The sequence below is a fragment of the Sanyastnella coralliicola genome (assembly GCF_030845195.1).
In the GTDB taxonomy this organism is placed as follows: domain Bacteria; phylum Bacteroidota; class Bacteroidia; order Flavobacteriales_D; family Sanyastnellaceae; genus Sanyastnella; species Sanyastnella coralliicola.
Genome location: NZ_CP132543.1, coordinates 2,683,208 through 2,702,305, shown reverse-complemented (window position 1 = coordinate 2,702,305; position 19,098 = coordinate 2,683,208). Strand labels below are relative to the sequence as shown.

Genomic DNA, 19,098 nt, shown 5'->3' with positions numbered 1-19,098 from the left:
TATGTACCATGCTGAGTGAAAACTCCACACATATGGAGCGCTTTTCTGCGTGGTCTCTCTTTCAGGCTAACCAAGACGCACGAATGATGTTCGCCTACCGCGGACCGTTTAGGGAGCACCTGACCGAAGGGATCATTGGAATTAGCGAGAATACCCTTGAAGGGGAGGCAGAGCTTTCGAAAGTGAATCGAAAGGTGTCTTTCCTCCTAGTCGAGTGTTTCCAAAACATTCTGAAGCACGGCGATTCGATCGAGAAGAAAGACATCGACCATGAAGCGATGTTCAGCTTCCGTGCATTCCCGAAATCATTCTACATCAATTCCATAAACAAGGTCAACCCAGACGACAAAAACAAGTTGGCTGAAGCGGTAGAGCTCGTCAATTCCTTAGACAAAAAGGAACTGAAGGAGTTGTACTTGAAACAACTTCAAGACAACGAGATCAGTGAACGCGGCGGGGCCGGACTAGGATTGATTGAACTGGCGCGTAAGTCAGGTCAACCATTGCGTTTCGACTTTGACAAGGATGCCCAGGGCAACACCTTGTTCAATAACCAGGTGAATTTCAAAAAGACAGACGATTCAGAAGAGTTGGATTTCATGCAGACTTCGCGTGAATTTAAGTCGATGATGACCGATAAGGGCATCTTGATGTGCTACAAGGGAGACTTCTCTCAAGGAGCGATTCTACCGCTGCTGAATATTGTCGAGATCAACATCGAGCAGGGGATTGGAAGTCAGGAAGCCAAGAAGGTTGGTCATATACTTATCGAGATGCTTCAGAATATCTCTCACCATGCTCCGGTAGTGAATGGAGTGCGGGAAGGAGTGATCGTGATCGGACAAACAGAACGAAATTTATACATCGAAACAGGCAACGTCATGCCTAGTTCGAACGTCAATACATTAGAAGCTAGCCTAAGCGAGATGATGCGTCGCGATGAAGAAGGCTTGAAAGAACTTCATAAACAGAAGTTCAAAGAGAGCATTTATCTGAAGGATAAACAGAGCACAGGACTAGGCCTCCTTCAAGTGGCCAAAGCATGTCGTGGACGAATCTCATACCGCTTTGACGCGCACAATAATGAAGAAACATTTTTTTCATTTAGCGCCCTTGTTTAGCTACTTTTGACACTGATACTCATGCATTTCGAAGCAACACAAGATACTCCTCAAGTCAAGTATGATGACCTAGCCAATAAGCTGGTCATCCAGGGGCGTTCTTTGCCTGAAAATGCGTGGTCATTCTATGAACCCGTCATCGGGTGGGCCAATGAGCTCAAGCTAAACGGCAACGCTCCGCTCACGATTGAGTTCTTCCTTGAATACTTCAATTCATCTAGCGGTCGATACCTCCTTGAATTGCTTTCAACGCTCGAGCGTATGAAAGACAAAGTGCAGGTAGTTTGGATCAGCGAAGAAGAAGATGAGTTGATGGTGGAGAAGGGGGAGGAGTTTTCGGGGCTGGTTGATTTGCCTTTTGAGTTTAAGTTTGCATCCTGATCGGGCGTATGGCTTATGGCCTAAGGCCTAAGGCTTTTTCTTTTTTGGGCTAAATGGCTAAATGGTTTTTGAATATTACATTCTGCCATGTTCAATTGCACCATTTAGAGCACCTATTGCTTCGAAGACTTCATTCTGATCTTGTGCTTCTGTCCATCCCATTCTGGATAATTCAGAACGCACCTGATCTTCAGTTTTTTCTTTGGTAAAATGAAAGAGTGCAAAATCCAAGACCTCGGGTGGAACTCTTTCTAATTGATACGAAATCAAGATTGAAGCCAAACGAAATATTCCAACTAAATATGTGAATCCGAGTTGGAAAATCCAGCTCAGTACAAGCCCTATCCACCCGGTATTCAGGGACTCTAGCGTTAGGCCCATTTGAAGCCTTAAATTCATAAATGCGAGAAACCCGAATGAATCCTCTCCTATTTCGTTTAAGAATATTTGATACTGAAAGTATTGGCTTGAGAAAAAGGCGAGCCCAGTCATTCCCATAAGGGTATATTTCAGATGATTGAAATACGTGTAGTTACTCGACCTAATCAGAAATTTGAGGACTAACCCAAAGGCAATTGCGATCCCCACTTCATAAAGTACAAATACATACATCACCTTTGTGGTGAGTAGAGCAAGGATAAATCCGAGTAAGATTGCTGAGATCAATCCACCAGTAACTGGAATCCACAGTTTCGGAGTTTTCTGTTTTTTCGGAAGTGGCAGACTCTCTGGGATTACGTAGTCATCCCAGTTATTCGTTCGTTCAACTTCTTTTTCTAATTCAGCTAAGGCTTCGGCATCATACTCATCTTCTAACTGTCGAAAAGCGTGTTCAAATAGCCTGACTCGCTTTGAGTTTCTCCCAGCGTCCCACAGTTCACTTCCAAGTGAAATACTTATGACTTCGACATTCCCTTGGTCGTAGGACACTGTAATTTTTTCTGTCCCCCGATTGAATTCTCCTTTTCGTTTAGCTTCCGCCGAATTTTCGTCCTGATAGACCAAATCCCATCCCAACCTTTCAAAGGTTTGAATGACAATAGGTACGAATACAGTTTTATTTAAATCGGTCTGGAATACGTCTTGGAATTTTGGAGTCCAGCCAAAACGATGTTCTCTCTTAATCGACGCTTCGTATGATTTGAGCTCTTCGGTACGGTTCAATTCTAACTGAGGATGAACAACTTCCTTTATGTAGTCCATTATTGAATCGTCCGCTAGTTTTAGAATTTCAATTCGACTATTCAACTCTCTAATGATGCGTTGCTTAAGGTTTCTGTCTTTCTGATGATTGTCCTCTACGGTGTTGTCATAGATTATCACACAAAGAGCTCCTATGAGGATGTTTCTCTTTTGATCTGGAATTGTGAATCCGTCAAGGATTGATAGAATACTCTCTACGTATTTCTCTTCGGCTAAGATTATTTCTTCGTCTTGAGGGCTTACATGCAACTCAAGATCAAGTGCCCATTCTTTGAGCAATTCAAAATCCAAATCGAGCGACCTACAACCGAATGAAAAAGAAGTGCTTGAGCAATTGGGGCAGTTTGGTCCGAGGAGATCATTAATGTTCACTAGTTCAAAAGCGGCTTCCTTTTTCGATACGCTAATACGTTCGTTGTTTCCGCAAGTGGAACATGTTCTTTCTATGTAGAATGATTCATTCATATGTGGTGGGGCGACTATGAATAAATGGGAGAATGGAATATAAGCCGATGAGTTTTAGTTTAAAGAGGATAGTATTCATTCACAGGGTGTTCATGTCCCTGGCGTTGCGAAAAAGTTTCGTATATCGGAGAGTATTCCTATCTACAAATTTCCGCCATTTGGCCAGTTACTCCAATGATTGTTAGGCTTTTTGGTAGGTCTATAGAATTCCGTTTTCCCTGTTTCTAGTACTCTTGCTATTTGTACGAAAGTTTCATTTTGACTCGGTAGCTCCATCCCAGCACAATCCGGATGAAACCATTCAGTTAGCTCCAGAATTTTGGGTAAATCCACTGGGATTTTAGCGTTTAATTCTTGTTCCGTAGCCTCTAGTTCATTGTTCCATTCAGGCACCAATCCTCTCATGAATTCCCACACGAAAATTCTATTTTCTTCGACTAGATCAATTCCTTTATTAGAATAAAACTCTCTGTTATGATTGATGCTCAGTTCTTTTCCTCGTAAGAGCATGGTTTTTGCCTTCGGATTTAGGAATTCCGAATACTCTTCATCGAACGTCAAGTATTCAGCACTATCGTCTGTTAAGTATAAAAAGCTCGAATTGTCGATCCCAGGCATCATATTGATACAGTTGCCATAAATGTGGAGGCAATTCGAGATTCCATCGTGTCCACCTCCTCGATAGCTGAATCCGATAACCTCAATAATCAAAGCCCACCTTTTTTCGTCACGGTAGGCGTTTAATTTAGAATGAATTGGATACACGTGGCCGTTGTCCAACATCGGAAACATAAACTCTTGTGCACATTTGTCAAGTTGTTCTAGAATTTCCTTTTCTGAGTATTCTCGTTTTTTACTTAATCCGAACCTCTTCATTGCTAAGATGGGTTTTGTTCGCGACAGTATTTATTCCTTGTTCCCAAACAGCTCATCTTCGTCAACTTCGAACGAATACTTCTTTAGAACGTTGTACACATCTTCAAAAGCAGGCGAGTTGGCTATGTGTTGCTTGAGTGTTTTTGCGTCGACAAATTGAGTTAATACGTCATCGTCATTGTCTATACAATGTTGGACTATGGTCTTTAGCTCATGGATGTCGAAGTCAGAAGATTTACTCCATTTAGGATGAACCTTGACGATCGGGTTGTAAACGGTGTTCGCTAGAACTCGGGTTAGGAAGTTATCTTTAACCTTGGAGGAGACCAATTTGTAATTCCACTTTTTACCATTTCCGTCATACGCTTTGGAATCTTTCTCTCCCTTCAATACTGCTAAAACCGTGGCAGAAGCCAAATGCGATTCGTCTTCGAAAATTTCAATGCCGTCGTTGTAGACTGATATGATGGGGAATTGTGGTGTCATTCTTTTTATTCTTATTCAGTGTTACTTTAATATACCCTTAGTTGTTAACCTCTCAATGAGATCGTCACATTGATTTCTTTCCTTTCCATAAACATGGAAATATGGTTCAGGTCTATCGAGCCAAACTCCTTTAACAGCAATCAAGTTCTCATTTCTCCACCAGGTTACATATTGGTCAGAACACTCTCGTATCACTTGAAATGTATTATTCATTACGGTTGTCAAATGCTCTAAGTTTTTAACCTCGAAATAGTAAGGATTAGAATCCCAGTTGTGAATCTCATTTCTCAAGGCATATTCTTCCAGCATTTTGTCGAATGAGCTGTAGAGGATGTTAGGTAAATCATTATCGTCCAAAGTGCAGATCTCTCCTTTATCAGTAATGAAAAAGGTAAACTGGGCGCTCTTGTGGTCACCACAAACCTCTATATATCGATCTCCAGCTTTTTCGATTTCTAAGATTTCATTTTTTCTTATTTGCTCCTGCGTGAATAGCGAAGCTAAAAATGAATGTCCTGGATTATCTTTAATGGTCAACTCATATCCGGAATAGAGTATTTGAAATCTCAAGAAACCATCATAAGATCTGATGTTCTGTCGTTCCAGATAGGCTTTAGTCTGGTCCTCATTGGAAGACCTTTTTAAGTCTTTGTTTAGGGATTTAAGATATTTTGATGCCCTTTCAGAAAGATTCATTTCGTACTTCAGTCAATAGTCCAATGCATTCGTTTAAATAGTGCAATTTACTTCGTGATCACTGCACTTTATTAGGTGCCTTTCTTTAAGTTTTCGCTATTCATAATCGGCTTTGGTAAATCCCGCGTCAATGATTTCATCTGATGAAGCTGGCAGGAAATTCTTGGATTCCGTCTTACATGTCGGACAGGTTTCAATGAACTCTTTGTCCAGATCTCGTGGGTCCTTGAAAGTTTCGCCCATTTCGTGACAGTGTACCGTCAAAAAGCCGCACTTCTGGCAACTTACATAGATCGGTGAGCCTTGTCCACAACATGGACATTGTGTTTTCATTTGCCATGATGGAGCTTCTGTTTTCATCTACGATTCTTAGTTGTCGATAAATCCGAATTTATATTCTTCTTGAAGATTTCAACTCGACCATGGCGGGTTAATATGATTGTGGATTTTGCTGTTATTTTCGATTGTTGCTATCGGTTTGGCTAAACTACATTTTCATGCGGTTTGACATTTGATGAATGTGGTTACACTACTGCATTTCCTCATCACTTATTTTGTGCTTGGTACGGTAGTCGAGGAATTTTCGTAATGCTTTTTTCTCAAGCCATAATATCACAACCTTCCACTTAACTATTGCGAACACACTGATTAGACCAAGAATTACTGAACCAATTGTCATTGGAGTGTCGGACTTTTCTATTAAAGAAAAAACTAGACAAGTAAGTGCTAGAACGGCTATAGTGATTACAACGAAGAATAGCTTCTTGAAAATTCCGCCATTTCTGTAACCCAATCTTTCTAGTTCTTGACAGCGTTGAATTTTGTTTAATCTCTCCGCTTTCTTTTTCTTTTCTTCTGAAGCATGTTTATCTTTTTGTATCTGATCGAATGCCTCAGCTTTCTTTCTTAAAATGGCTTGTTCATCCTCAAATTGTTCAATATCGGATTCTTCAAAAAGGAACTTTACTCGGTCCTCAACATTCTCCGGAGCAAGGTCCTCTGGTTTGACTACATTGGAGCGTAGGTTTACGTAATAAGCTTGAACGGATTCAAGGCTTCTTTGCCCGGATTCAACATCTTTCTCTATTTTGAGAAAACGGTCTCTAACTGATGAATTCAAGTGATTTGACAGAAGGACTTGGGCCTTTGCAATCACGTCCAAAGAGGTGGGAAGTGCCCCGCGAAATCCGAGCCCTCTATTCAATCGAAACCATAACCTCTGCGTAACGTAATATATGTGCGTTGCGAAAGAAAAATCTCCGTCTCGAACTTTTGTGTCGAGATCACCACTTATCTGTAATTTGATTCGCCTACCGGTCATGATGATATGTCCGATATCTTCAAATGACGCACGATTATTACCCTTTCTTAAGATATTGATTGCAGTAAAGGATTGTAGGATTGAAGATATTTCTTCTTCTTCAGCTTCGTTTTCATATTTGTAGAAGATTCTCTGGTCTTCAATATTGAAGCTATGATCAACATACAGTTCTATTGGAGCCTGTTTTATTATTCCAAGACCCACAAGTTTTCTAAAAAACTCCGCCTCCTTTCGTATTATGTCCGAAGCTTGAGTTGCACCCTTGAGAATAGCGTCCATTGCTACAGAGCTATGTCCCCTACTGGATTCTCCTGCAGCAATTTTTCTGGCGGCAAAGAAAAAGTTTTTGATTTCAGTCTCGGTGCTTTCTAAATATTTGAAAATGATAGCTTTTCCTTCATTCTTCTTTTGACGATCAGTATTAATTTGCTTAACTATATCAAGAAGATCAGTCATGTGCTTTTGAAAAACAAGACCGTTGAGACCACATACATTAAAAAGATGCTCTGTGTCAAGATGAATCGTAAGAGGTTTTCGCCAAGGCTTGATTTCATTGATTTCAGGGTTGTATTTTATCCCTTTGAGTATAGTAATACCTTCTCGTATTAGGTTTAACTCCGCAGCAAACTCTTTGTTTTTTGAGTTCTTTATAATGAAAAGACTTACCAAATCTGAGTAGTTGTCTTCGAAGGATTCGTCAAAGAGGTAACTAGAAAAACAGTCAAGAACAGCCGCCTTCTCTTCACTACTTATTGGTCCCTTTTTTAGTTCAATAAAGCCTATCAATTGATCAGAAATCGCCTTTTGTTGGGCTTCTTTGGTGTCAACTTTTGTACTAAAGTCAATCCACTTACTTCTTTCTTCACTAGTAATAACATACTTTCCTTCCTCCTGTGACAAAGTCTCACTCTTCTTTAATTTCTTGAGGATAGTACGAACAACTGCGACAGGAATTTCAAATTCGAAATGTTTCTTGAGCGACTGGGTAACTTCCACTGTAGATTGAGCAAAACACTTTTCTAGGGAATAGGTGGCAAGAACGAATTCGGTTAAAATTTTCTTCAGATCAACCTGTTCATTCGCCATTTCCGCGAATACTGCGGTAGAGGCAAGAAGGTCTTTGTAAGTGTGTTTCAAGTTCATGAGTAAGGTACAATTTGAAAATCGCTCTAAACGTTGTGTAGGACATTTGCCACCGGCCTATATATAAAGCCCGGTAAGATTTATCTTGATAATGGTGTTAATCCAGCTGATATCGACATAAAGTCCAATATGAGGAACGATAGCCTTACAATTAGTAATGTTATGGCTGATCTGTTGTTTCCGAACCACTGGAGAATAATATTCGCCCAAAAATACTAGTCAAAAAGGCATAAGTCATCCCTCTAAAGGATGATATCAGTAATAGGAAGTTTGAAGTAGAAAGTTTGATGTTTACCTGTAAAATACAAACGTCTAAGTGAATCTTTGGTTCACAATCAAATTAGCCTAGTCCTTGTTCACAATTGCATTTCGCAACCCTGCGTTCACAATTGCATTTCGAAATGCTCTGTTCACAATTGTATTTGGCAACTCTCTGTTCACAATCACATTTTGAGCCTTGTGAAATCTGCATAGACTACTCCGTCACCAAAAACTGCCAAGAAACTCCATACTTATCTTGAACCCATCCGAACTTTTTGCCGAAGCCGTAGTCGCCTTCGCCTTTGTAGTCGTCTAGTGGGACCATGACTTGTCCGCCGTGGGATTCTATTTTTTCGAAGAGGGATTGGATTAAGGTTTCTGAATTGTCACTGACGAATAATGAAACGGCAGGGGAGAAGGACCAAGCATGGTTATAGCTGCTTTCAGAAACCATGTACTCGGTGCCGTTGAGGGAGAAGACGCCGTGTTTGATGAGTTCGGGTGTTCCGCCGGGTTTGCCTTCGGCATACTTGGTGATGCTCTTAACTTCCGAGTTGGGGAAGATGGACACATAGAACTGAATGGCTTCTTCGGCCTTGCCGCATTGGTCACCTACGAATGTCAGGAATGTCGTTGTTGTCATGGGTTCTCGTTTTAGCTTCCTGGAACGCTGCCTTTCAGTAGTTCGTGACTACAAGATACCCCAGTCATTCCAGCTCTAGAAATTGTTCACCAGATCTTAGACGAGGGAAGGCTGGGGCTCGATGAATGGGGAGTGGCAAGACGGTGGGTTTCTTCAGGGGTTAATTTGCCCTATATATAGACTGAGTGGTGAACGGGAGAGGAAGAATTAGAATGAGAGGGAGAATGAGAGGGGAATTTAAAGTGAGAATTAGAATGAGAAATAGAATGAGAGGTTGGTTTGGGCTTGTTCACTTTTGATTTTCAGAATTCATGTTCACAATGGCATTTGGGGATTCTGTGTTCACAATGGTGTTTTGCGACTTTGATTTCACAATTGCATTTGGGGATGCTGTGTTCACAATTGCATTGAAAGAGTCTGTGTTCACAATGATGTTTTGCGAATCTGATTTCACAATCACTCTCTCACTCTCATTCTAATTCTCATTCTCATTCTTCCTCTCTAGATTCCGCTGCAAGAGGTTCCGATCAAAGAGAGGAAGATGAGTAAGTCACTTGTTCCAACCATTCCGTCACCATCTAAGTCGGTATGACATTCGTTGGTACAGGTGTAATCAGCCAGGAATAGCAATAAATCACTGATGGCGATGGCTCCGTCCATATCAAAATCTCCGAGGCAAAAGGAAATATCACCGACTCCGTAGATGATCATTTGATCATAGCCATCGTCTGTTCCGCCGGCAAACATACCCGAAGGTTCGACGAGGTTCGCATGCGTTCGACCCTTATCGTAGCCATCATCCATTCCACCAGCGAAAATACCGGTGAAACCATTGACGGCTAGCCTTGAAACCTGGTATCCATCATCGGTTCCTCCATTGAAAATCATCGCACTTTCTTGTGTCGCATTCGAAGAGTGCCGGGCTACAGAGTGACCATCATCGTTCCCCCCACTGAAAATCATGGAGCTTTCTTGTGTTGCATTGGAGGAGTAACTAGCTACGGAGTACCCATCATCGTTTCCTCCATCGAAAATCATGAAGCTTTCTTCCAGCTCATTAGAGGAATATCTATCGACTGCGTAACCATCATCCATTCCACCCTGAAACATCCCAGAGGTCTCTTGGGTAAGGCCTGAGATTCCGAAAATCAAACTGAGTAATATGGTGAAGAGACAACGCATCAAGGAGCAGTTCTACAAGCTCGGAATCCCATTGTTGTTCCAATTTCAGCCATGTAGAATCTGCGGCTCACTGTGCTCGTATCAAACTGTCCTTTGCGCATAACACCAACGGCGTTAACAAATGCCCAGTCTTGTAACACACTAATGGAAGCATTTCCCGAACCCGCTACTTCACCGTCACCATGCAGACCGCTAAAATCTCTTGTGTCAGATCGTGAAAGGCTAATGACCGCTTCTTCCGCATTACCAGTCATTTCCATTAATCCATAGTATGTAGCTCCAGTGTTTAAGCGCGTTGGGTTTTGAACTGAAGCAGCGAAGATTCCTACTCTGACATGGTGGTCAGTATTTCCGTATACAGAGACATAAGCAGCGTTTGGAGCATCTTCAGCAACGCCATCAATGATAATTTCGTTGGCTTCTCCTTCATTTTCTCTGATCAGATCATTGGCGTTGTGGAATGCTCCATACCATCCGTTGGTGCCCCAGGCGTATTCATTTGGGACGGGATCTAGTGGCCCCCTGCAGGCTTTTTCATATTCGGTTTCACTGAGCGGACGAAGTCCAGACCAATCGAGATAGGCAGCAATTTGTGCCCAGGTAAGACATGCAATCGGTTTGTATGGATCCTCAAATTCGAGATAATATGACCCTCCATTGTCTACTTGACAATTGTCCGGAAACATCTCGTCATTTTGCTCGAGGGTCAAGGTGAAAAAGAACTCGCTGTACATCGCCTTTGTGACCTCGTACTTCATAACGTACATGGCATGATAGCCCATTGGCCAATCAGCAGGAAGGTTTGCCGTATTCAGCTCGTCAAAATTGTCAATGATTGTTGCGGGATCATCGCCAACCAATACACCGTTTCCCAAGTTGCTTGAATTGGAACCGCCCAGTGTGATGGCTTCATCTTCCGAATCCACGTAAAAAGGCTGTCCATTAAAACCTGCAACTTGAAATGAGTTCGGGTAGGAACCGTTATCTCCAAGGTAGAAAGGCCCTTCGGGAATGTAGACCATTTCGATGGCGTGCACACTGATGTCAAGAACCGCGTCGTCTTGAAGGTCTTCACCTGAATAGTCCCAGATCATTTGCACACCCTCCAGTACAAAGTTTCCGATACCATCTTGAGCACGATGAATAAAAGCTCCTTTTCTGTCTTCAGGAATCTGAACTCGAGCAATGGCCGGGAAAACATGTCCGTCGGCGGCAGCATCGTCTGATGCTCGATACCACTCCCCATGATGCCAGTCATGTTGGTTATGGCGCGTAAATTTCAAAAAGACCCAAGTGGCATCCCAGTTTTGTGGACCATCACTCACACGCCAGCTATTTTCCCAGAATAGGTCAAACTCAATTACGTATTGGTCGAGGGCGGCGTCTTGGCTCACAATTTCAACGTTCGTAACCTGAACGTTGTTTGCGAGAGCAGTGCCGGTTGCAAACAGTAGTGTTGCTGTCAACAAAGAAATAAGTGTACGCATCATCATGAAAGTTAGGCTCAACGGCTCTAGGTTTAAGTATGTAAGTTAAACATTCACATCATAATATAATTCTCCCTCAGACTCTCGTTCTAATTCTCCTTCTTCCTCTTATTCTTCCTCTCTTCGTTTTGTTGAGCCTAGGAATTATTCAATGATTTAACTCAAAGGAATCTAATGATAAGGCAAGATTAAATGCGTGTTTCATCGTTCAGTCAGTTCGTAGTGTCTCCACGAAGATGGGATATTTCGTGGCTTGCCACAAGCACAGAATTTGACGACTTTTATCCCATGACAAAGCAGGTAAATCAACCTTCGTGGATTTACATCCTCTTCATCGTAATCTCTCTCGTGATCTTGGTAGACTACCTCCTCCCAGGGCAAAAACACAGCGCCACCATTGAGCGCATAAAAACAGAAGTACAAAATCACTCCAGTGCCTCCGGTGAATCTCACAACTCCTACCGCCTCTACACCCAAGAAATTGATTTCAGCGTTTCCGACGAGTTCGCCCGAAAAGCCAAGAAAGGAGAAGAAATACAGTACGAACTCTCCGTACTGTTTCAAGAAGTAAATACCTACAGCCTCAACGATACAAACAACTCCGAAACCTACTCCCTCCGCCAATTCAGCGGACTCATCTTCCCACTCTTCGCCATTGCGGCGATGATCCTCGGGATAAGGAATAAAGGGAAATATGGGATCCTGTTCTTTATTGTGCAGGTTTTGGTGATTGGGAACTTCGTGTTTGTTTTGGGGTAGTTCGTGGTGCGTGGTGCGTGGTGCGTGGTTCGTGGTTCGTGGTTCGTGGAACGTGGAATGGGGTATTTGGTGCTTAGTTTTTGGTACTTGGTCTTTGGTTTTTGGTCTTTGGTACTTGGTTTTTGGTACCTGGTTTTTGGGTTGTTATGACGGATCGTACTAACAACTAAGATCCAAGAACCAATTACTAAGTACTAACAACCAAAGACCAGTAACAAGAACTAATTACTAACAACCAAAAACTAGACTTACTTAAGCCCTAGGCCTTAGGCCATACGCCTTGTTAGGATAGTTTGGTCCCAATAATCAAAATATCATCAATCTGTTCATTGCTCCCGCGCCATTCAGATAGGCGGATGTCGAGTTGCTCTTTGGCTTTGTTGAGGCCGTTGAGGCTGAGGCTCGAAATGAGTTGATGGAAACGAGACTTGTTCAGCTTTTTGTTGGCTTCGCCACCGAATTGATCGATGTAGCCGTCGGTGAACATGTAGAGGTAGGTGCCCTCCTCGTAGTTGATGACTTGAGTGTTGAAGCCTTTAGTACCAATGAGCTTATCGCGGAAGAAGCTTCCTCCAATTGACAAACCGTCTGGCTTGACCTCAGAGACTTCGCCGTCTTTGATCAATAGGATAGGGGTACGCGCACCGGCGTACGCGATCTCGCGATTCTTTTGATCGATGATACACAAGCTCATGTCCATACCGTCTTGGGTATTTCCGTTGTGGCTGTGTTGGTTGAGGCTTTTTAGAATCTCTTCATGGACCTTGTTCAGGATATCTCCTGGGTTGCGAATGCCCATTTCGTGGACCACCTTGTTCAGCTTACTGTTGGCGATCAACGACATGAATGCTCCTGGAACTCCGTGTCCGGTGCAGTCGATGGTGGCGATCATGAGCTTTCCATCGAATTCATCGAACCAGTAGAAATCTCCACTGACGATGTCTTTCGGTCGGAAGTAAATGAAGGCATCCGGCAAGAACTTCTGAAACTCCTCTTCAGGGAGGAGCATGGCGTTTTGGATCTTCTGCGCGTAGGTGATACTGCTGATGATCTTTGAACGCTGTTCTTCGATCTCGAGGTTCTTCGAATTCAACACGCGGTTGATCTTCTTATTCCGGATCAGCGCGTAAGACACCAAACCTAAAATCAGTGCAATGAAGGCTGTAATCACCAAGAAGATGCGCTTCTGGGCTGATTTCTGTGCGTTCGACTGAATAATCATCGCCTCAGCTTCGGCGATTTCTTTCTCTCGCTTATCGGATTCGAAACGGGCGTTCAATTCTGAAATTCGGTTGAACTTATTGATCTCCTCCAAGCTGTCTTGTAAGGCGATGTAGATGTTCTGCGCGTCAAAGGCCTTCTTAAAAGAACCAATGGCATTGTATACCTCGGCACGTTGTTGGTGCGTGGCTACCAATTCCTCATTCAAGTTGTTTGAGTTGCTCATGGTCTCGGCTGAGTCTAGATAGACCAAGGCAAGATCATAGCGCTCTTTCTCCTTATATAAGTGTGCTAAGGATAGCCAACCGGAAGTCAATTGGTGTTCTTCGTTTTCTCTTCGATGCGACTTTTGCGCATTCAGTAGGTACATTTCCGCGCTAGCGAGATCACCCCGAGCCAAAAAGAATTCACCGAGGAGTGGTTCAGCAGAAATATGCTCACCATTGATATCTTGGTATTGAATCAAGCTATCGATGTACTGCTTGGATAGATCGTACTTCTCGAGCGCCAGGTAATCACCGGCAATGTTGTACAGGTTAAAGGCAGCGCCTTCATGGTCGCCCACCTCAATATTGATCTCTAAACAATCACTGTAGTGTTTGATGGAAGCTTCGTAGTCTTCCATCATACTATAAATGACTCCGATGTTGTTCAAGAGCTTGGTCATTCCTTCGACGTCATCTATTTGTTCGAAATAGGCTAGCGCCGATTGGAACTGCTCAATACCTGTGAGGTAATGTGCCTGAATGGTCGCAAGGATACCTTTATAGTTGTGGGAACGCGCCAAGGCGAGGGTGTCGTGCAACAACTTTGCCTGGCTCATGGCCTCTGTGGCATACTCTTCTGCGAGGGCTGGTTCAGAGAATAGATACTCGTCACACACCTCGAGCTTCAGACGGAGGCATGTAGAATCTACTTCGCATGTCTCCAGCAAGGTCAATAGACTATCTGCAGTGGAGGCACGCAAAGGCACATTTTGACAGCATGCCAAAATGAACGTTAGGGCGAGTATTTTTAGGTGGTTGGCTTGCAAAGCAAACGCTGTTTGTCCAGTTTATCTCTACCCTGTACGGTGAATTCACAAAAAAGTTCATGTAATTTTGCGCTTTAAGGTGCTTGGTTACTAGAAAAGTTTCTATATTTGCACCCCTATTTTTAGGAAAACGAAAAGATATGGCAAATCATAAATCAGCGCTTAAGCGTATCCGTTCGAACGAATCAAAGCGTCTTCGCAATCGTTACTACCACAAAACGACGCGTAACGCGATCCGTGCTTTCCGTCTACTAGAAGACAAGAAAGAAGCAGCAGAACGCCTTCCAAAAATCACTGCAATGATTGACGGTTTGGCTAAGCGTAACATCATCCATAAAAATAAGGCGGCCAACCTTAAATCAGGTGCGGCAGTATTCGCCAACAAACTTGGATAATATCCGAGCTCAAGATATTTTAGCCTCGCTCCAGTAGCGGGGCTTTTTTTATGCTCTCTTACGCGGATCGCGGAATGCGGATCGCGGTGATTAGGAATGCGGATCGCGGGTTGCGGAACGCGGTGATTAGGAATGCGGAACGCGGGTTGCGGATCGCGGAATATTTAGACAAGAGATGGCATATACTGAAATGAAGCACCTTTCGATTCCGGAGTGGAATGAAGGTGATCGTCCGAGAGAGAAGTTGTTGGCTCGAGGGGCTTCTCAATTAACCCATGCTGAATTGTTGGCCATCCTTCTGGGAAGTGGCTCTAGTAAGCAGAGTGCTTTGGAACTTGCTAAGATTATTCTGGCTGAAGCGGGAAATGACCTTTCCGCGTTAGCGAAATTACCCCCAACCTATTTAACGAAGATCAAAGGTGTTGGCGATGCAAAGGCCATCACCATAGCCTCTGCCTTGGAATTAGGAAGGAGACGAGAAGAGGGGCAAGAGGCCAAGAAGATTCAAACCGTTCGGTCTTCGCATGATGTCTATCAGTTGTTCCGACCGATTCTGATGGACCTCATGCATGAGGAATTCTGGGTGTTATTGCTGAATCGAGCGAACCGGGTGATGTCGAAAGTGATGATATCGAAAGGGGGCTTGGCCGGGACCGTGGCCGACCCTAAAATGATCTTTCATCATGCCTTGTTGAATCAGGCTTCCGCTATGATTTTGGTGCATAATCACCCTTCTGGAAATCTTCAACCGAGCCAAGCAGATCGAGACATTACGAAAAAGCTTCGCAACGCAGGTGATTTCTTAGATTTGCCGGTGCTTGATCACCTCATTGTGACGGAAGCAGGCTTTTTCAGCTTCGCCGATGAGGGTATAATCTAGAGAATGAAGAGAATCCTCACCATCATTGGAGCTCGTCCACAGATCATTAAGTCTGCGGCGATCTCTCGTGCTATTCGCACTGCTTTTCCTGATCAATTGAAGGAAGATATTCTGCATACCGGACAACATTACGATGAGAAAATGTCGGCGGTATTCTTCGATGAATTGCAGATTCCTCAACCAGATTTCAACCTGAATGTAGGCAGTGGGAGCCATGGAGCCCAGACAGCGAAGATGCTGGAAGGAATTGAGGAGGTGCTCCTGAATGGTAATTATGACGGACTACTCGTCTACGGTGATACCAACTCTACCTTGGCTGGAGCGATTGCGGCAGTGAAGCTGCACATTCCTGTAATCCACGTAGAGGCAGGACTTCGTTCTTTTAATAAGGCGATGCCGGAAGAGGTGAACCGTATTACCTGTGATCACGCATCAAGCTTGCTGTTTAGTCCGACCACCACTGGAGTAGACAACCTCTTGAACGAAGGATTCAAGACGGATAACCCGGCTCCATACCACGCAGATAATCCAGGCGTATTCCACTGTGGAGATGTGATGTATGATAACTCACGTTTCTTCGGTGAATTGGCTGATGAAAAGGTAGATGCCAAATGGCATTCATTGAAAGATGAAGCCTTCATCCTTGCTACGATTCACCGTCCGTACAATACGGATGATACTGACCGACTGCTTGCCATCTTCGATGACTTGCGTTGGTTATGTGATGATACCCAGATGAAGTTGGTTCTTCCGTTGCACCCGCGGACAAAGAATATCCTTCAAGCGAAACGTCCGGAGCAGTTCCAGGCATTTGCTGATCACCCGAAGGTGGAATTGATTGAGCCTGTATCTTTCCTAGAGATGACTTTCTTGGAGAAGCATTCCCGATTGATCGTCACTGATTCTGGTGGGGTGCAGAAGGAGGCTTACTTCTTCCAGAAGCCGAGTGTGGTGATTCGTACAGAAACGGAATGGGTAGAATTGATTGCCCATGGTTCAGCGCGTCTGTCGTTTGAGACTGGTGAAGCGATGCGTCAAGCATTCCGTGCAGCACTGGAAACTGAATTGAATGATTTTCCTCCGTACTTTGGTGATGGAAAGGCTTCTGAATTTATATGCCAAACGATCCTCGACAGTCTGAAGTAGTGAAGATCTATTCGCAGCAAATTACGCCGCGATTAGTCTTTGCCTGCGAGTTAATCTTCACTCGCGGATTTCACGTGGATTATGAAATTCACGATGAGGTTTCGGCTGTGCGTTCGCACGAAGGAGTCGTGATTAATTACTCCAAAGACCCGTCAGTTGCTGGTTTTCAAATCACTCCAAGCGGATTCATCAACCAACGCGGCATTTCTGAATTCGAACCCGAAATGACCACATGGGATGACCTCCCCGCGTTATTCCCAACGCAAGGAGAGATTCCTTTTGATGTATTCAGCGCGGTGTTCTTCCTGGCCTCACGCTACGAAGAGTACCTCCCATACAAGGGGGATCAACACGGAAGATTCCAAGCAGAAGAAAGCTTTGCTCATAAGAACGGATTCCTCGATCGTCCGTTGATCGATGAATGGGTGTTGAAGTTGAAAGACATCCTGAATACAGGCTTTCAGTCGTCATTGAAACTGGCGCCGTATTCATTCACCACCACGATTGACGTCGACTCTGCCTACGCCTACCGCTACAAAGGTTTGATGCGCACCCTCGGAGGCTTCGCGAAGGATGTAGTAGCTACAGACAGTCAGAACCTAAAAGACCGTTTCAACACGATTTTCCTTCGAAAGCATGACCCATTCGATACCTATGATGAACTCCACGCGATTCACCAGAAGTACAAGGTGGATGTGATCTACTTCTTCCTCTTAGCCGATTACGGTTTGAACGATAAAGGCGTCTCTTACAAGAGTCGTCACCTCCAACAATTGGTACGTCGATTGGGAGATTACTACACCATCGGAATTCATCCGGGCTACCAGAGTAACCGCGAAACCCACCGTTTCGAAACAGAACTCGGAAGACTCGCCACCATCTCACGTCGCGACATTGAACATTCGCGTCAACACTTCCTCATGCTCAAGTTCCCGGAGACCTACCGACGTCTGCTCTCCAACCGCATCAAGGAAGACCACACCATGGGCTACGCTTCACTCCCAGGCTTCCGCGCCTCCACCAGCCGAAGCTTCCCATTCTACGATCTAGAACACGAATCGATCACTGCCCTTGAACTCCATCCATTCGCCGTCATGGATGCCACCCTCAACATGTACCAAGAACGCACCCCAGAAGATGCGTCAAAGGTCATCACAACCCTCGCCCAAAAAGTCAAAGCCGTCAGCGGACAATTCCGCATCCTATGGCACAATGAGTCTTTGAGTGAGAAGTGGGGTTGGGAAGGATGGAAGGGTGTTTATGAGACTGCTGTAGCGGCGGGGGCACAGTCCTTTTGAATAATAAATAATGATTAATAAATAATGAATTATGAATTTGGGGTGGTCTCATTTTGTAGTTCAGCGTTTATTCCGTCTACCGTCTACCGTCCCCGGCATTGAAAGGTGCATGAATCCCGAAGAACGGGACAGGTGCACCGCTAAAGGACCAATATTGTCCGACCCTCAGTCCTTTAGCGGCGCAATCTTGCGCCTGTATTTAGGGATGATTGACTCATATAGGAGTGATGAATAATAAATAATGATTAGTTATTAATGAATTATGAATTGGGGGTAGTCTCATTTTGTAATTCAGCGTTTATTCCGTCTACCGTCTACCGTCTACCGTCTACCGTCCCCGGCATTGAAAGGTGCATGAATCCCGAAGAACGGGACAGGTGCACCGCTAAAGGACCAATATTGTCCGACCCTCAGTCCTTTAGCGGCGCAATCTTGCGCCTGTGTTTAGAGATGATTGACTCATATAGGAGTAAAGAATAATAAATAATGATTAGTTATTAATGAATTATGAATTGGGGGGGGCTAATTTTGTAATTCAGCGTTTATTCCGTCTACCATCTACCGTCCCCGGCATTGAAAGGTGCATGAATCCCGAAGAACGGGACAGGTGCACCGCTAAAGGACCAATATTGTCCTACCCTCAGTCCTTTAGCGGCGCAATCTTGCGCCTGTAATTAGGGATAATTGACTCAAACAGGAGTAAAGAATGATGAATTGTGAATTGAGCAGCCCAGTTTATTATTCAGTAGTCATTATTTATTAATCATTATTCATTCCGTCCACCGTCCCCGGCGATAATTGGTGCATAAATCCCGAAGAACGGGACAGGTGCACCGCTAAAGGACCAATTTGTCCTACTTTGGGTCCTTTAGCGGCGCAATCTTGCGCCTGTATTTAGGGATGATTGACTCGACAAAGAGCAAAGAGTAATGAATCGTGAATAGGCCGAGCCCAGTTTACAATTCAGTATTCATTATTTATTAATCATTATTCCTCCCGTCCACCGTCCACCGTCTTCCGCAATCTTGCGCCTGTAATTAGAGATAATTGACTCAAACAGGAGCAAAGAATAATGAATGGTGAATTGAGGAGCTCAGTTTA

General features: G+C 43.9%; 16 protein-coding genes. 7 read left to right on the top strand and 9 right to left on the bottom strand.

Going from position 1 to position 19,098, the window contains the following annotated elements; all coding sequences use genetic code 11:
• The first annotated feature begins 8 nt into the window (after nt 1–8).
• Together RA156_RS11220 and RA156_RS11215 are read left to right on the top strand one after the other, a co-directional pair.
• Entirely contained in the window at nt 9–1,121 is a 1,113-nt protein-coding gene (locus tag RA156_RS11220; RefSeq protein WP_306640169.1) for a SiaB family protein kinase, read from the top strand.
• Nucleotides 1,122–1,142: 21 nt separating this feature from the next.
• Entirely contained in the window at nt 1,143–1,502 is a 360-nt protein-coding gene (locus tag RA156_RS11215) for a DUF1987 domain-containing protein (protein ID WP_306640168.1), read from the top strand.
• A gap of 75 nt (nt 1,503–1,577) precedes the next feature.
• Here the strand turns inward: RA156_RS11215 and RA156_RS11210 are convergent, their stop codons facing one another.
• From RA156_RS11210 to RA156_RS11175, 8 genes are all read right to left on the bottom strand, one after another.
• A complete protein-coding gene (locus RA156_RS11210; RefSeq protein ID WP_306640167.1) occupies nt 1,578–3,170 on the bottom strand; it encodes a hypothetical protein in 1,593 nt (530 codons plus the stop codon).
• Nucleotides 3,171–3,311: 141 nt separating this feature from the next.
• On the bottom strand, nt 3,312–4,046 hold the full coding sequence (locus tag RA156_RS11205) for a DUF7003 family protein (protein ID WP_306640166.1): 735 nt from the start codon (nt 4,044–4,046) through the stop codon (nt 3,312–3,314).
• 30 nt (nt 4,047–4,076) lie between these two features.
• On the bottom strand, nt 4,077–4,532 hold the full coding sequence (locus RA156_RS11200; protein WP_306640165.1) for a hypothetical protein: 456 nt from the start codon (nt 4,530–4,532) through the stop codon (nt 4,077–4,079).
• Between the two features lie 21 nt (nt 4,533–4,553).
• Entirely contained in the window at nt 4,554–5,228 is a 675-nt protein-coding gene (locus tag RA156_RS11195; protein ID WP_306640164.1) for a hypothetical protein, read from the bottom strand.
• A gap of 529 nt (nt 5,229–5,757) precedes the next feature.
• On the bottom strand, nt 5,758–7,692 hold the full coding sequence (locus RA156_RS11190) for a hypothetical protein (protein WP_306640163.1): 1,935 nt from the start codon (nt 7,690–7,692) through the stop codon (nt 5,758–5,760).
• 475 nt (nt 7,693–8,167) lie between these two features.
• Nucleotides 8,168–8,596: a VOC family protein gene (locus RA156_RS11185; RefSeq protein WP_306640162.1), complete on the bottom strand. Its 429-nt coding sequence runs from the start codon at nt 8,594–8,596 to the stop codon at nt 8,168–8,170.
• 501 nt (nt 8,597–9,097) lie between these two features.
• Nucleotides 9,098–9,778, bottom strand: a complete 681-nt coding sequence (locus tag RA156_RS11180) for a hypothetical protein (protein WP_306640161.1) — start codon at nt 9,776–9,778, stop codon at nt 9,098–9,100.
• Nucleotides 9,778–11,286 carry an SUMF1/EgtB/PvdO family nonheme iron enzyme gene (locus RA156_RS11175; RefSeq protein WP_306640160.1) on the bottom strand — a complete coding sequence of 503 codons (1,509 nt, stop codon included), beginning with the start codon at nt 11,284–11,286 and terminating at the stop codon, nt 9,778–9,780. Before RA156_RS11175 ends, RA156_RS11180 begins: the two co-directional genes overlap by 1 nt.
• 267 nt (nt 11,287–11,553) lie before the next feature.
• Here RA156_RS11175 and RA156_RS11170 point away from each other — a divergent pair, with 267 nt between their 5' ends.
• Complete coding sequence (locus RA156_RS11170; protein WP_306640159.1) at nt 11,554–12,024, top strand: hypothetical protein; 471 nt, start codon at nt 11,554–11,556, stop codon at nt 12,022–12,024.
• A 283-nt stretch (nt 12,025–12,307) separates the two neighbouring features.
• Here RA156_RS11170 and RA156_RS11165 read toward each other — a convergent pair whose 3' ends face one another.
• On the bottom strand, nt 12,308–14,212 hold the full coding sequence (locus RA156_RS11165) for a SpoIIE family protein phosphatase (protein ID WP_306640158.1): 1,905 nt from the start codon (nt 14,210–14,212) through the stop codon (nt 12,308–12,310).
• A gap of 206 nt (nt 14,213–14,418) precedes the next feature.
• Here RA156_RS11165 and rpsT point away from each other — a divergent pair, with 206 nt between their 5' ends.
• The 4 genes from rpsT (at nt 14,419) to RA156_RS11145 (ending at nt 17,997) form a co-directional block, all read left to right on the top strand.
• Entirely contained in the window at nt 14,419–14,673 is a 255-nt protein-coding gene (gene rpsT, locus RA156_RS11160; protein ID WP_306640157.1) for a 30S ribosomal protein S20, read from the top strand.
• Nucleotides 14,674–14,848: 175 nt separating this feature from the next.
• Nucleotides 14,849–15,553 (top strand): RadC family protein, encoded by a 705-nt coding sequence (gene radC / locus RA156_RS11155; protein WP_306640156.1) that lies wholly within the window; start codon nt 14,849–14,851, stop codon nt 15,551–15,553.
• A 3-nt stretch (nt 15,554–15,556) separates the two neighbouring features.
• Nucleotides 15,557–16,699, top strand: coding sequence for a non-hydrolyzing UDP-N-acetylglucosamine 2-epimerase (wecB, locus tag RA156_RS11150; protein ID WP_306640154.1), 1,143 nt, complete (start codon nt 15,557–15,559; stop codon nt 16,697–16,699).
• The gene (locus tag RA156_RS11145) at nt 16,669–17,997 is read left to right on the top strand and encodes a polysaccharide deacetylase family protein (protein WP_306640152.1); all 1,329 of its coding nucleotides are present in this window, start codon (nt 16,669–16,671) and stop codon (nt 17,995–17,997) included. Before wecB ends, RA156_RS11145 begins: the two co-directional genes overlap by 31 nt.
• Nucleotides 17,998–19,098: the final 1,101 nt, after the last annotated feature.

What these genes read in the sequence shown, in the direction of transcription:
- RA156_RS11220 (WP_306640169.1), top strand. Translation starts at nt 9, where the DNA reads ATGCTGAGTGAAAACTCCACACATATGGAGCGCTTTTCTGCGTGGTCT.
- RA156_RS11215 (WP_306640168.1), top strand. Translation starts at nt 1,143, where the DNA reads ATGCATTTCGAAGCAACACAAGATACTCCTCAAGTCAAGTATGATGAC.
- RA156_RS11210 (WP_306640167.1), bottom strand. Translation starts at nt 3,170, where the DNA reads ATGAATGAATCATTCTACATAGAAAGAACATGTTCCACTTGCGGAAAC.
- RA156_RS11205 (WP_306640166.1), bottom strand. Translation starts at nt 4,046, where the DNA reads ATGAAGAGGTTCGGATTAAGTAAAAAACGAGAATACTCAGAAAAGGAA.
- RA156_RS11200 (WP_306640165.1), bottom strand. Translation starts at nt 4,532, where the DNA reads ATGACACCACAATTCCCCATCATATCAGTCTACAACGACGGCATTGAA.
- RA156_RS11195 (WP_306640164.1), bottom strand. Translation starts at nt 5,228, where the DNA reads ATGAATCTTTCTGAAAGGGCATCAAAATATCTTAAATCCCTAAACAAA.
- RA156_RS11190 (WP_306640163.1), bottom strand. Translation starts at nt 7,692, where the DNA reads ATGAACTTGAAACACACTTACAAAGACCTTCTTGCCTCTACCGCAGTA.
- RA156_RS11185 (WP_306640162.1), bottom strand. Translation starts at nt 8,596, where the DNA reads ATGACAACAACGACATTCCTGACATTCGTAGGTGACCAATGCGGCAAG.
- RA156_RS11180 (WP_306640161.1), bottom strand. Translation starts at nt 9,778, where the DNA reads ATGCGTTGTCTCTTCACCATATTACTCAGTTTGATTTTCGGAATCTCA.
- RA156_RS11170 (WP_306640159.1), top strand. Translation starts at nt 11,554, where the DNA reads ATGACAAAGCAGGTAAATCAACCTTCGTGGATTTACATCCTCTTCATC.
- rpsT (WP_306640157.1), top strand. Translation starts at nt 14,419, where the DNA reads ATGGCAAATCATAAATCAGCGCTTAAGCGTATCCGTTCGAACGAATCA.
- radC (WP_306640156.1), top strand. Translation starts at nt 14,849, where the DNA reads ATGGCATATACTGAAATGAAGCACCTTTCGATTCCGGAGTGGAATGAA.
- wecB (WP_306640154.1), top strand. Translation starts at nt 15,557, where the DNA reads ATGAAGAGAATCCTCACCATCATTGGAGCTCGTCCACAGATCATTAAG.
- RA156_RS11145 (WP_306640152.1), top strand. Translation starts at nt 16,669, where the DNA reads ATGCCAAACGATCCTCGACAGTCTGAAGTAGTGAAGATCTATTCGCAG.